Source organism: Kineococcus xinjiangensis (assembly GCF_002934625.1).
Lineage (GTDB): Bacteria > Actinomycetota > Actinomycetes > Actinomycetales > Kineococcaceae > Kineococcus_A > Kineococcus_A xinjiangensis.
Window position 1 is genome coordinate 178,223 of record NZ_PTJD01000008.1, and the last position, 12,436, is coordinate 190,658.

At 77.0% G+C, this 12,436-nt stretch carries 10 protein-coding genes; 5 read left to right on the forward strand and 5 right to left on the reverse strand.

What is annotated here, in order from left to right; genetic code table 11:
* Positions 1–939, forward strand: coding sequence for an SDR family oxidoreductase (locus CLV92_RS12735; protein WP_104433189.1), 939 nt, complete (start codon positions 1–3; stop codon positions 937–939).
* On the opposite strand, the gene CLV92_RS12740 is transcribed toward CLV92_RS12735, so the two are convergent.
* The 3 genes from CLV92_RS12740 to ggt form a co-directional block, all read right to left on the reverse strand.
* The gene (locus tag CLV92_RS12740) at positions 930–1,904 is read right to left on the reverse strand and encodes a helix-turn-helix transcriptional regulator (protein WP_104433190.1); all 975 of its coding nucleotides are present in this window, start codon (positions 1,902–1,904) and stop codon (positions 930–932) included. The genes CLV92_RS12735 and CLV92_RS12740 overlap by 10 nt on opposite strands.
* A 47-nt stretch (positions 1,905–1,951) precedes the next feature.
* Positions 1,952–2,290: a hypothetical protein gene (locus CLV92_RS12745; protein ID WP_146099515.1), complete on the reverse strand. Its 339-nt coding sequence runs from the start codon at positions 2,288–2,290 to the stop codon at positions 1,952–1,954.
* 306 nt (positions 2,291–2,596) lie between these two features.
* Positions 2,597–4,435 (reverse strand): gamma-glutamyltransferase, encoded by a 1,839-nt coding sequence (gene ggt / locus CLV92_RS12750; protein ID WP_104433192.1) that lies wholly within the window; start codon positions 4,433–4,435, stop codon positions 2,597–2,599.
* Between the two features lie 169 nt (positions 4,436–4,604).
* Here ggt and CLV92_RS12755 point away from each other — a divergent pair, with 169 nt between their 5' ends.
* On the forward strand, positions 4,605–5,066 hold the full coding sequence (locus CLV92_RS12755) for a DUF6069 family protein (RefSeq protein ID WP_104433193.1): 462 nt from the start codon (positions 4,605–4,607) through the stop codon (positions 5,064–5,066).
* An 8-nt stretch (positions 5,067–5,074) separates the two neighbouring features.
* Here CLV92_RS12755 and CLV92_RS12760 read toward each other — a convergent pair whose 3' ends face one another.
* Positions 5,075–5,584 carry a P-loop nucleotide/nucleoside kinase family protein gene (locus CLV92_RS12760; RefSeq protein ID WP_104433251.1) on the reverse strand — a complete coding sequence of 170 codons (510 nt, stop codon included), beginning with the start codon at positions 5,582–5,584 and terminating at the stop codon, positions 5,075–5,077.
* Positions 5,585–5,790: 206 nt separating this feature from the next.
* Here CLV92_RS12760 and CLV92_RS12765 point away from each other — a divergent pair, with 206 nt between their 5' ends.
* Both CLV92_RS12765 and yidD read left to right on the forward strand, forming a co-directional pair.
* A complete protein-coding gene (locus CLV92_RS12765; RefSeq protein ID WP_104433194.1) occupies positions 5,791–8,922 on the forward strand; it encodes a bifunctional diguanylate cyclase/phosphodiesterase in 3,132 nt (1,043 codons plus the stop codon).
* Positions 8,923–9,010: 88 nt separating this feature from the next.
* Positions 9,011–9,289, forward strand: coding sequence for a membrane protein insertion efficiency factor YidD (gene yidD / locus CLV92_RS12770; RefSeq protein ID WP_104433195.1), 279 nt, complete (start codon positions 9,011–9,013; stop codon positions 9,287–9,289).
* A gap of 34 nt (positions 9,290–9,323) precedes the next feature.
* Here yidD and CLV92_RS12775 read toward each other — a convergent pair whose 3' ends face one another.
* The gene (locus tag CLV92_RS12775) at positions 9,324–10,955 is read right to left on the reverse strand and encodes a dihydroxyacetone kinase subunit DhaK (protein ID WP_104433196.1); all 1,632 of its coding nucleotides are present in this window, start codon (positions 10,953–10,955) and stop codon (positions 9,324–9,326) included.
* Between the two features lie 187 nt (positions 10,956–11,142).
* Between CLV92_RS12775 and CLV92_RS12780 the strand changes: the two genes are divergently transcribed.
* Positions 11,143–12,402, forward strand: a complete 1,260-nt coding sequence (locus CLV92_RS12780; RefSeq protein ID WP_211291097.1) for an MFS transporter — start codon at positions 11,143–11,145, stop codon at positions 12,400–12,402.
* Positions 12,403–12,436: the final 34 nt, after the last annotated feature.

A 12,436-nucleotide genomic window follows, 5' to 3' on the forward strand; every position in this document is an offset into this window, starting at 1 on the left:
ATGAGCACTTCCTCGCAGCACACGAGCACACCCCTGGCCGGTGCCGTGGCGGTGGTGGCCGGCGGCACCCGCGGGGCGAGCCGGGCCATCGCGGTCGAGCTGGGCCGGGCCGGGGCCACGGTCTACGTCACCGGCCGCTCCTCCCGCGGCCACCGCTCGGAGGTGGACCGGCCCGAGACGATCGAGGGGACCGCCGACCTGGTCACCGCGGCCGGGGGCAGCGCGATCGCCGTGCAGGTCGACCACCTCGACCCCGCGCAGGTCGAGGGGTTCGCGAAGCGCGTCGACGCCGAGCACGGCCGCATCGACGTCCTCGTCGACGGGATCTGGGGCGGCGACCACCACCTGCAGTGGGGCCGGCCCGTGTGGGAGCACTCCCTCGAGGCGAGCCTGCGGATGATCCGCCTCGGCATCGACGCCCACGTCGTCACCGCCCACCACCTCCTGCCGCTGCTGGTCCGCCGCCCCGGAGGGCTCGTCGTGGAACTCACCGACGGCACCGCCGAGTACAACGCCACGTTCCGGGAGGGCACCTCGCTGGCGTTCTACGTCGCCAAGACCGCCGCCCACTCCCTCGCGATCGCGGAGGCCGCCGAGCTGCGTGCGCACGGCTGCACGGCGGTCGCCCTGACCCCGGGATGGTTGCGGTCGGAGGCGATGCTCGACACGTTCGGCGTGACCGAGGAGAACTGGCGCGACGCCGTGGCGAAGGAACCGCACTTCGCGATCTCGGAGTCCCCGGCGTTCGTCGGCCGCGCCGTCGCCGCGCTGGCCGCCGATCCGGAGCGGGCCCGGTTCTCCGGCCGGACGCTGGACAGCGGCGGGCTCGCGCGGATCTACGGCATCGACGACGTCGACGGCAGCCGGCCCGACGGCTGGCGCTACATGGTCGAGGTCGCCGCCACGGGGAAGCCGGCGGACACCACCGGCTACCGGTGACGCTCCACCATCCGCCGCGCGGCGTCCGCGAACGCGGCCCGTGCGGCGGGTGGCGCCACGACCTCCACCTCGGGGCCGAGCCCCAGGAGCTGCCCCGCGGCGACCACCGGGTCCTCCAGCCGCAGCTCCAGCTCCGTCCAGCCGTCACCGCCGGGCGGACCGGCGGCGGCCAGGGCGCCGGCGACGGCCTCCGCGTCGAGCACCGACGGCAGCGCCCGCACCCCGCGCGGGCTGAGCCGGACCCGCACCGCGACCCGCTGCAGGGAACGCTCGAACTCCGCCGAGGAACGCTGCCACCAGGACGCCAGGTCGAACCCGGCCGGGCGCTCGAAACCCTCGTCGAGCTCCGCCACGGCGCTCACCCGCGCGACGCGGTAGGTGCGCGCGCCGCCGGCGCCGTCCGCGGGGCGGGCCACGAGGTACCAGACGCCCGCCTTCAGGACGAGGCCCAGGGGGTCGAGGTCGCGTTCCACCTCCCCGTCGCCGCGCCGGTAGGTCACCCGGACCCGCCGCTGCCCCCACACCGCGCGGGCCAGCGGGCCGAGGCCCTGCACCTCCTCCTCGCGGCGGAACCACCCGGGCGCGTCGAGGTGGAAGCGCTGGGCCACCCGCTGCGCCTGCTCGCGCAGTTCCGCCGGCAGCGTCGCGGCGACCTTGGCGTGCGCGGCGGACACCGCGGTGCCCAGGCCCAGGTCGGCCAGCGCCCGCGGGACCCCCATCGCGAGCAGCGCGACGGCCTCGCGGGAGGTGAGCCCGTCCAGGTGCGAACGCCACCCGTCGACGAGGCGCACCCCGCCGTGCCGGCCCGGTTCCGTCCACAGCGGCACCCCGGCGTCCCGCAGGGCGGCGACGTCGCGGTGCATCGTGCGCTCCGAGACGCCCAGCTCCCGGGCGAGTTCCCCGACGGTGGCGGCGCGCCGCCGCTGCAGGAGGAACAGCAGGGCCACCAGCCGTTCCGCGCGCACCCCGCCATCCTGGCCCACCGTGCGGCGCCGCCTCGGGTGCCCGCCGGTTACGCGGCCCCTTCCGCGATATGGAAGCCCCGCGCCCGCAGCGCCTCCAGGAACGAACCCACCTCCGCCTCGGTGATGTCGCCGAACTCCTCGTCGAGCGCCGCGCGCACCGCCCCGCGGGCACCCCGGGCCTCCACGGCGGTGGCGGTGTAGGCGTCGACGCCCACGGGCTGGGCGAGGCCCTGGAAGGTGAGCCGCGCCAGGGCGGTGTGCATCGCCTCCTCGGAGACGGACAGGTACCGGGCGATCTGCTGCGCGGTCCAGGCGCCGCCACCGTGCAGCACGTCCAGCGCCAGGGATTCGAACGTGGCGAGGCCGGGAGAGGCCACTCTGCTCACCGGAACTCCTTCTCGTCTGCAACGTCTCGAGAGCTGTCGCGGACGTGCCGTGCGCACCGCTCGCCGTCGAACGGGGCGCGGTCGCACGTCCACCGCGTCAGCGAGCCGCCACCAGGTCCGGCCGGTGGCGACCCGCAAGGTCACCGACTCGTCGTCCACGCCTGCGCAGCGCTGCGAGGCGTCACCTGTCGAGCATGCCACCGGCCGCCGCGCATCCCGCGGCACTGGGCGCGTGTCGGCCACCCGCGTGTCCCGCGCCGGGGAGCCCGCCCGCCGAGGGGCCGGCCGCCGGCGTGGACGCCCTCGTCAGTCCGCCAGCTGCGGCGCCAGGTCCAGCCCGTCGCGGCGCGGGCCCAGCACGTCGTGCACCACGCCGGCGCTGCCGCCGCCGCGGCGCTCGGGTTCCGCCGCCGCGAGGACGAGCCCGCCGGGGAGGAACTCGATGCCGGTCGCGGCGCCGATCTCCGGGGTGGGGTTGAACTCGTGCCCGAGCGCGGTGAGCGCCTCGCCGTGCGCCTCGAGGAAGGCGGGCTCGGCGTTGACCCGCGCGCCGTTGCGCGGCGTCGCCCGCGGGGCCGCGATGGCCTCGGCGAGGTTCATGTTGCGGTCCACCCGGTTCACCAGCGTCTGCAGGACCGTCGTGATGATCGTGCTGCCGCCGGGGGAGCCCATCGCCAGCCGCGGCTCGCCGTCGTCGAGGACGATGGTGGGGGCCATGCTGCTGCGCGGGCGCTTGCCGGGCGCGGGCAGGTTCGGCTCGGGGCGGGTGAGGTCGACCTGCTTGAACGTGAAGTCGGTGAGCTCGTTGTTCAGGATGAAGCCGCGGCCGGGCACGGTGATGCCGCTGCCGCCGGTGGCCTCGATGGTGAGGGTGTAGCTGGCGATGTTGCCCTCCGCGTCGGCGACGGTGAGGTGGGTCGTCGACAGGCCCTCCTCGGCCTCGGCGACCGTGGCGCCGGCCGCCGCCGGGCACGGCTCGTAGGTGCCGTCCGGAACCCCCGCCGGCACGGGCTTGGCCGCCGCCCGGGCCGGGTCGATGAGGCAGGAGCGCTCGCGGGCGAACTCCTCCGACAGCAGTTGCCGCAGCGGAACCTGCGTGTAGGCGGGGTCGCCGACGTAGGCGTTGCGGTCCGCGAACGCGAGCGCGCCGGCCTCGAGGTAGTGGTGCAGTGCGTGGGCGTCGGACATGGAGCTGAGGCGGAACTGCTCCAGGATGTTGAGGGCCTCGCCGACCGTGGAACCGCCGCTGGAGGGCGGGGCCATTCCGTACACCTCCAGGCCGCGGTAGTCCACGCGCGTCGCCTCCCGCGTGGGCGCGGTGTAACCGGCGAGGTCCGCATCGGTGAGCAGCCCGCCGAACACCTCCGCCGCCCCGGGGGACTCCTGCGGATCCTGCGCGGCGGCCACGACGTCACGGGCGAGGGGTCCGGTGTAGAAGGCGTCGACGCCCCGGCGGGCGAGCAGCCGGTAGGTCGAGGCCAGGTCGGGGTTGCGGAACACCGAGCCGACCTCGGGCAGTTCCCCGCCGGGCAGGAACAGCTCGGTCGTCTCCGCGAACGTGCGGAACTTCTCCTCGTTCTCCGCGGTCTGCTGGCGGAAGGTCTCGTCGACGACGAAACCCTTGTCCGCCAGGCGGATCCCGCCGCGCAGGACCTGGCGCAGGCTCATGGTGCCGAACTCGTCGAGGGCGCGCTGCCAGGTGCGGGGGGTGCCGGGGGTCCCCACGGACAGGCCGCTGCGCACGACGGCGTCGAAGGGCAGTGCGTCACCCTGCTCGTCGAGGAAGGTGTCGGCGCGCATGGCCTGCGGTGCGGTCTCGCGGCCGTCGATGGTGGAGACGGTCCGGGTCTCGGCGTCGTAGTAGAGGAAGAACCCCCCGCCGCCGACGCCCGCGGAGTACGGCTCGGTGACCCCGAGCGCGGCGGCTGCCGCCACGGCGGCGTCGGCCGCGTTGCCGCCGCGGCGGAGGACGTCGAGGCCGACGGCGGTGGCGTCGGGGTCGACGGTGGCCACCGCCCCGCCCGTCCCGATGGCCAGGGGTGCCTTCGCCGGTGCGGGGACCGCTGCGCTCACCGGCCCCCCGGTCGCCACGGCGCCGGCGGTGAGACCGACGAGGGCCAGCAGTGTCGTCCCGCGGTGGCGCATGGACTCTCCCGGAGGGTTCGAGCGCGGATGGGCGGCCGTTCGTCTGGGGCGGCCGTCAGTCTGGTCCCGCGGCACCGCTCGCGTCCAGTAGTCGAACCGTGACAGCTCCGGTGGTTCCACGGCCGTGCGCCCTTGACCTCGATCCCGGTTGAGGTTCCAGGGTTGCCGCATGAGCGACGACCAGATCCTGGATCCCCCTTCCCGCCCCGCGTGGTGGCAGGCCGTCGGCGCCGGTGTCCTCGGCGCCGTCGCGGTCAACCTCGTGCTGTACCTGTTCGCGCGAGCCGCCGGCGCCTCCCTCGCCCTGCCCGACGGCTCCGGGACGCACGTCGTGGGCGTGCCCGACGTCGTGGGCGCCACGGTGGTGCCGCTGCTGGTGGGCACCGTCCTGGCGGTGCTGCTCTCGCGCCGGTGGCCCGTCCTGCTGCGGGTGGCGCAGGTCGGCGGCGCCGTGGTGGCGCTGGTGACGGTGGCCGGGCCGCTGACCGGTGACACGGACGCCGCGACCCGCCTCGTGCTCGCCGCGATGCACGTCGTCTCGGCGGTCGCCGTCGTGGCGATCCTGGAGGGCGTCCACCGCGGCCGGGCAGGGCGGCGACGGACCGGGACGGCGGTGCGCGCCGCCGCGTAGTGCGGGGTTCAGGCCGCGCGCACCCGCTGCACGAGCTCCGCCGAGAGCTCGTGCAGCGGCCGGCGGGAGTCCAGCACGAGCCGGGGCTGCGGCCAGTCCGCGAACGCGTCCCGGCGCGGGCGCACCGACTCCCACGACGGCTCGGGGAACCCCTGGAGGTCGCGGCGGCGCCCCTCCAGGCGCCGGCGGTGCAGCTCCTCGTCGGGGCAGCGGACCTCCACGAAGTGCAGCGGTGCCGCGTGCTGCGCGGCGAGGTCGCGGAACGCGTCACGGGCCTCGGGCGCGTCGTTGACGGCGTCGACGAGCACCGGCTGACCCAGCGCGAGGAGTTCGCCCGCCAGGGCGTGGACCACGGAGTAGGCGGCCAGGCCGGTGCGCTGCCCGCGGTCGATCCCGGCCCGCCACAGGGCCGCCTCCACGGGATCGACGGAGAGGACCGCGGCGGGCAGGTCCCGGGCCGCGGCCTCGGCGACGGCGCTCTTGCCGGCACCGGGCGGCCCGCACATCACGATCAGCACCCCCGCACCCTCCCCGGGACCGCGGATCGCCACAACCCCGTGGGCCCGGGGCCGGTTCGGCACGGACAGCGCGATCCAGGGTGATCACCCCTCGTGAGGGCGCGTGACTCAGAGCGGCACTACAGTGCGACTCCCCCGTGGCCGGCGCCCGGGTGAGCCCGTCATCAGTGCTGCCCGGCGGGCGACGGCCGCGAGAGGCAGGTGCGATGCGCGAGACACCGGGGAACGCGACACCGAGCCGGGGGCTGCTCCTCGTCCTCCTCGCGGCGCTCGTCTTCGCCGCGCTGCTCCTGGCCCTCCCCGACGACTCCGCCGCCGCCGTCGTGGGCAGCAGCGCCGGGCTGGTCGCCGCCGCCGGCACCTTCGCCGCGCTGGCCGTCCAGCGGGCACGGCGGGAGGGGCCCCGTCGGGCGGCGGGACGACGGCGGTGGGGATGGCTGCTGCTGGCCGCCTCCGGCCTCGCCTTCGCCGCCGGGCAGTGCGCCTGGGCAGTCCAGCAGCTCACCGACGCCACGGTCTCCTTCCCGTCGTGGGCGGAGGCCCTGTTCCTGGCGCAGTTCCCCCTCACCGCCGCGGGCGTGCTCTGCCTGGCCGCGGGCTCCATGCCCGTCACCTCCGGCGCGAGGACGGTCCTCGACGCCCTCCTCACGGTGACCGCGCTCCTCCTGCTGTCGTGGGACCTCGCGCTGGAGCCCGCCTACCGGTCCCAGGCCGGCGCCGGGATCGCGGCGCTGGCCGTGGCGGTGGCCTACCCCCTCGCGCACGTCGCGGTGCTCAGCCTCATCGCGGCGGTCGCGGCGCACAGCGGCCGCTTCGGGCGCGAACTCGGGTTCCTCGGCGCCGGGATGGCCGTCTCGGCGGTGACGTACACCGCCTTCGGCTGGCTCGTCTACGGCGGCGCGTACTCCTCGGGTGCGCTCGTCGACGTCGGCTGGGTCCTCGCCTTCGGCCTCATGGCGCTGGCCGCCCGCGGAACCGTCCCCGCCGGGGACGCGCTCAGCGCCGGACGCACCTCCCCCCGGGCCGCCTGGCGAGCCCCCGCCGTCGTCCCGCTGTCCCTCGTGGCCCTCTCGATGCTCGTCTCGATGGTCGAGCTGCACCTGTCGTCACGGATCGACGTGCTCCAGGTCTGGCTGGGGGTGGCCGTGGTGGGGCTCCTGCTCGCCCGGCAGGGACTGTCGCTGCGGGAGAACGCCGCCCTCACCCGCCGGCTGGAGCAGCGGGTGGCCGAGCGCACCGCCGAGCTCCTCGCCAGCCGCCGGCGGTACCAGTCCGTCCTCGACAGCGTCCACGAGGTGATCGTCCAGGCGGACGCGCACGGGCGGGTGCTCTTCCTCAGCCGCGCCTGGGAGCACCTCACCGGCAGGCCCCTGGACGAGCCGGTGGGACGGCCGCTCGCCACCCTGGCCCACCCGGAGGACGCGGCGGTCCTCGAGGGGGCCGCCGCCCGCGCCCTGCGGACCGGGGCGCCCGCGCAGGCCCGGGTGCGCGTCGTCGACAGCGCCGGCTCCACCCGCTGGACGGAGGCGTCGCTGCACCCGGCGCGGGAGGCGCGGGGCGCCGAGGCCGCGCTGTCCGGCACCCTGCGCGACGTCACCGACCGCATCCGGGCCGAGGACGCCCTGCGGGAGAGCGAGGAGCGCTGCCGGCTGCTGCTGGAGTCCACCGGGGAGGGCATCTTCGGCCTCGACCTCGCCGGGCGCTGCACCTTCCTCAACGCCGCCGCCGCCACCATGATCGGGCGCCCGCCCGAGGAGGTGCTCGGCGTCCCGCTGCACTCCCTGGTGCACCACACCCGCGCGGACGGGACCCCCCACCCCGAGGAGGAGTGCCCGGTCCTCCCCGAGGCGCGGGCGGGACGCGGCTGCCACCTCGCCGAGGAGCTGTTCTGGCGCTCCGACGGCACCTCCTTCCCCGTGGAGATCAACGCCCGGCCGGTGCTGAAGCACGGGGACGTCTCCGCGGTGGTGGTCACGTTCACGGACGTCACCGGCCGTCGCGCCGCGGAGGACGAGGTGCGCCGCCGCGCGCTGCACGACCCGCTGACGGACCTGCCCAACCGCACGCTGCTGGCCGACCGGCTGGAGCAGGCCCTCGCCGGGACCCGGCGCAGCCGCACCCCCACCGCGCTGATGGTCCTCGACCTCGACGGCTTCAAGGACGTCAACGACCGCCACGGGCACCCCACCGGTGACGAGCTGCTACGGGAGGTCGCCGCGCGCCTCACCGCGCCCGGCCTGCTGCGCGCCCAGGACACCGTCGCCCGCCTCGGGGGCGACGAGTTCGCGGTGGTGCTCCCCGCCCTCGGCGGCGCCGAGGACGCCCAGCACGTCGCCGCGAAGGTCCTCGCAGCCATCACCGAACCCGTCCGCGTCGCCACCGGCCTGCTGCGCGTCGGGTGCAGCCTCGGCATCGCGGTGGCACCGGACGACGCGGCGGACCCGCAGAGCCTGCTCCAGCGCGCCGACGTGGCCATGTACCTCGCGAAGGCGCGCGGCGGCGGCGCGGCCCGCTACCACGCCGAGCACGACCGCGCCCGGCTGCACCGGCTGGAACTGGCGGACGAGCTGCGCGAGGCCATCGGCGAGGGGCGGCTCGACCTGCACTACCAGCCCATCGTCGACCTGCGCTCCGGCCGCACCGCCCACCTGGAGGCGCTGTGCCGCTGGCACAGCCCCGAGCGGGGCAGCGTGCCCGCGCAGACGTTCGTCGACGTCGCGGAGGAGGCGGGGCTGATGGGCGCCCTCACCGCCTACGTCCTCGGCGAGGCGCACCGGCAGAGCCAGGCGTGGCGCAGCGCCGGGCTGGAGGTCACCGTCGCCGTCAACCTCTCCGCCAGCACCCTGCACGAGCCGGACCTCCTCCGGCTCGCCCACGACTGGTGCACCAGCGACCCGCCGGCGGGACCGCTGGAGATCGAGGTCACGGAGAGCGCCGTGATGGCCCACCCGGCCCTCGCCGTCGAGCAGCTGCAGCGGCTGGCCGACCTGGGCGTGCGCGTGTCCATCGACGACTTCGGCACCGGCTACTCCTCCCTCGCGCACCTGCGGGACATGCCCGTGCACGCGGTGAAGATCGACCGCAGCTTCCTCGCGGGCGCGCGCGGCGGCGCGCGGGAGGAGTCGATCGTGGAGTCGATCATCCAGCTCGGGCACACGCTGGACCTGACCGTCATCGCCGAGGGGGTGGAGACGGCGGAGACCGCCCGGCGGCTGTCGGAGCTCGGCTGCGACAAGGCGCAGGGCTGGCACTTCGGCCACCCGGAGCCCGCCGCCCGGCTCACCGCCCGCCTCCTGGAGGAGGACGTGGTGGTCCCGGACGGACACGGGGTGAGGTGAGGGACGGCCGGGGCCCGCGCGGGCCCGCGGACGATCCCCGGTCCCGCCACGAGGGGCGGGCTGCGACCGTCGTGGATACCGTCGCGGCATGAACCGCACCGCACGCGCAGTCGACGCCGCCATCGGCATGTACCAGCGGCGGATCTCCCCGCGCAAGGGATGGTCCTGCGCCCACCGCGTCGCGCACGGCGGCCCGTCGTGCTCCGGCGCCGTCCGCGACGCCGTCCGCTCCCGGGGCGTCCTCGGCGGTGCGGGGTTCAGCGTGCTGCAGTTCCTCGCGTGCTACCGCGCGGCCTCGATGCTCATGGGGACCGAGGTGCGCGGGGTGTGCTGCTGCGGGCCGATCCCCATCCCGTTCCGGTTCTGAGGGGCGGCTGCCGGCCGGGCCGCCCCCGCGGCACCTACCCCGCGACCGCCGCGAACACCCGCGCCACGGCCTCCGCGCCGGGGTCGGCCACGCCGTCCAGGTGCGCCTCCCCGACGTAGGAGGAGCGCCCCGCGCGGGCCCGCCGCATCCCGGCCGTCGCGTCGGCGCCCTTCCGCGCGGCCTCCGCCGCCGCGGCAGGTCCGCCGTCGGCCAGGGACCGCAGCGCGGGCAGCAGCGCGTCGAGCATCGTCCGGTCACCCTCGCCCGCGCCGCCGTAGCGGGACATCGCCTCCGCCCCCGCGAGCAGCGCGGCGGCCACCCCGCCACCGCGGGCGGACTCCGCCGACGCCCCCGCGCACAGCACCGCCAGCAGCACCCCGCTGGAGCCGCCGACCGCCGTGGCCAGCACGTCGGACAGGCGGTCCAGCAGCGCCGCGCGGTCCGCCAGCGGCAGGGCGTCCAGCTCCGCCTCCACGCGGCGGGCCGCCCCGGCCAGCGTGGACCCCGTGTCGCCGTCGCCCACCTTCGCGTCGAGGGCGTTGAGGTCCGCCTCCGCCGCCACCAGCGCCCCGCAGACGGCGAGCAGGACCGCGCGGGTGCGGGCGTCGTCGGAGGCGGCGGCCACCTCGTGCCCCGCGGACTCCGGCACCGCCACCACGGCGGCCGGCGCCACCGACCGCGCCCCCGGCCAGGCCGTCCACGCCGCCACCGGCGCCAGCAGCGCCGTGCGCAGGCCCGCGTCCAGCGGCAGCGCGCTGACGGAGAAGCCCTTCATGCCCAGCGACGTCATCAGCGGCGCCGGGCCCACCAGCAGTTCCGCGCGCGCGCCGAGTTCGGTGGCGAGCAGCTCCCGCAGCACGATCGCCGTCTCCAGCAGCGGCGCCGAGCCCAGGTCGTTGACGAGCAGCGCCAGCGGCCGCCCCGGGTCCACGCGTGCGCCCAGGTCCCCGGCGATGCGCGCCACGAGGTCGCGCACCGGGCCCAGCCGCAGCACCTCCACCCCCGGCTCGCCGTGGATGCCGAGCCCGAGCTCCGCCTCGCCCGTTCCCAGGCGGGTCTCCACCGGGCGCCCCGGGATCGCCGCGCCGGTGACCGCCACGCCGAGGGTGCGCACGGAGTCGGCGACGCGCTGCGCGGCGGAGCGCACCGCTTCCAGGTCTGCCCCGCTCTCGGCGAGCGCCCCCGCCGTCTTGTGCACGAACAGGGTCCCGGCGACGCCGCGCGGCTGGGCGACGTCGGGCAGGGCGACGTCGTCACCGACGACGACCACCTCCACCCGCAGCCCCAGCGCCTTCGCCCGCTCCGCGGCGAGGCCGAAGTTCAGCCGGTCCCCGGTGTAGTTCTTCACCACGAGCAGGCAGCCGGCCTCCCCGGTCACCGCCCGGATCGCCGCCAGCACCGCCTCCACCGACGGGGAGGCGAACACGTCGCCGCAGACCGCGGCGGTGAGCAGCCCGGGGCCGACGAAGCCCGCGTGCGCCGGCTCGTGCCCGCTGCCGCCGCCGGAGACGACGGCGACCCGGTCGCGCTGCCAGTCGGCCCGCACCACCACCTTCACGTCGGGCAGGCCGTCGAGGCGGGCGAGCCGGCCCGCGCCCGCGGCGACCACCACCCCGTCCAGGCCGTCCACCACGGCGTCGGCGGGTGCGTTGACGAAGTGCTCCACGGGGTGTCCTCTCGGCGAGCCGGGCTGAGGCGGTGGTGCGCGGGTCGTGGACAGCTGGGTCGTGGATAGCACAGCGGGAGCGGCGCGGGACAGACCCGCCGCCCCGGCCGTCGGTCCCCTCCGCCAGGCTGGCCCGCGACGTCGCGACGGGGCGGCGTCGCGGTGGGGGTGGGGCGGGGGGATGCACGTGGACACCGGAACGCAGGGGCAGGCCGGCGAGGAGTGGCTGGCCGACCCGGGGGTGCGCCGGGTGCAGCGGCGCACCGTGCGCCTCCTCGTCGCCGCCCAGGTCGCCGGCTCCGTCGGGATGGGCGCCGGGCCGTCGGTGGGCGTCCTCCTCGCCGAGCGGGTCGCGGGTTCCGAGGCGTGGGCGGGGATCGCCCGGACCTCCACGACGGCGGGCGCGGCCCTGCTGGCCCTGCCGCTGGCGGCGCTGGCGGTGCGCTCGGGGCGGGGGGTCGCCCTCGGCACCGGCTGGGCCGTGGCCGCCGCGGGTGCCGCGCTGCTCGTGCTGGCCGCGACGACGGGGTCCGTGGTGCTGCTGGTCCTGGGGATGCTCGCGATGGGCGCCGGAGCCGCGGCGCAACTGCAGTCCCGCTTCGCCGCGACCGACTTCGCACCGGGCCCGCACCGGGCGCGGGCCCTGTCGGTCGTCGTCTGGTCCAGCACGTTCGGCGCGGTGCTGGGTCCCAACCTCGGCGCTCCCGGCACCCGCGTGGAGGCGTTGCTGGGGCTGCCGCCGCTGGCCGGGGCGTTCGTGATCGGGGCGCTCGGCCTGGCCGTCGCGGCGGTCCTCGCCGCGCTGCTGCGCCCGCCGCCACCCGCCCTGCGCCCACCCCGGCCCGTCCCGGCCGCCGGGGCGCCGCCCCGCCCCGGGACGGCCGCGGCGCTGCGCATCGCGTGGGCGGTGCCCGCCGCCCGGGCCGGGCTGGTGGCCCTCGTCTCCGCGCACGCCGCGATGGTCGGGCTGATGACGATGACGCCCGTGCACCTGGACCACTACGGCGCCACGGTGACCGTCGTGGGTCTCGTCATCAGCGTCCACGTCCTCGGCATGTTCGCGTTCGCCCCGGTCGTGGGGTCGCTGGCGGACCGGTTCGGGCGCACCCCGACCGCCCTCGCGGGGCTGGCCGTGCTCGGGGCCGCGGGCGCCGTGGCGGTGCTGGCGGGGTCCGGCACGGGCGGCGTGGCGGTGGCGCTGCTCCTGCTGGGGCTGGGCTGGTCGTTCGTGACGGTCCCCGCCGCGGCCGTCGTCTCCGAGTCCGTTCCGGCGGGGGTCCGCACCACCGTGCAGGGGCTCGCGGACATGCTGATGAACCTCGTCGCGGCCCTCGCCGCGGCGCTGTCCGGGCCGCTGCTGGCGCTGGTCGGCTTCCCCGGGCTGGGGGTGGGGGTGCTGCTGCTCACCTTGCCGGCGGCGGTGCTGCTGGCCCGCGCCCGCCCCTGACGTCCGGCCCCGTCACCCCGAGGGGGCGCCGCCG

Coding starts and splice junctions, on each gene's coding strand:
- CLV92_RS12735 (WP_104433189.1), top strand. CDS start 1: ATGAGCACTTCCTCGCAGCACACGAGCACACCCCTGGCCGGTGCCGTG.
- ggt (WP_104433192.1), bottom strand. CDS start 4,435: ATGCGCCACCGCGGGACGACACTGCTGGCCCTCGTCGGTCTCACCGCC.
- CLV92_RS12755 (WP_104433193.1), top strand. CDS start 4,605: ATGAGCGACGACCAGATCCTGGATCCCCCTTCCCGCCCCGCGTGGTGG.
- CLV92_RS12765 (WP_104433194.1), top strand. CDS start 5,791: ATGCGCGAGACACCGGGGAACGCGACACCGAGCCGGGGGCTGCTCCTC.
- yidD (WP_104433195.1), top strand. CDS start 9,011: ATGAACCGCACCGCACGCGCAGTCGACGCCGCCATCGGCATGTACCAG.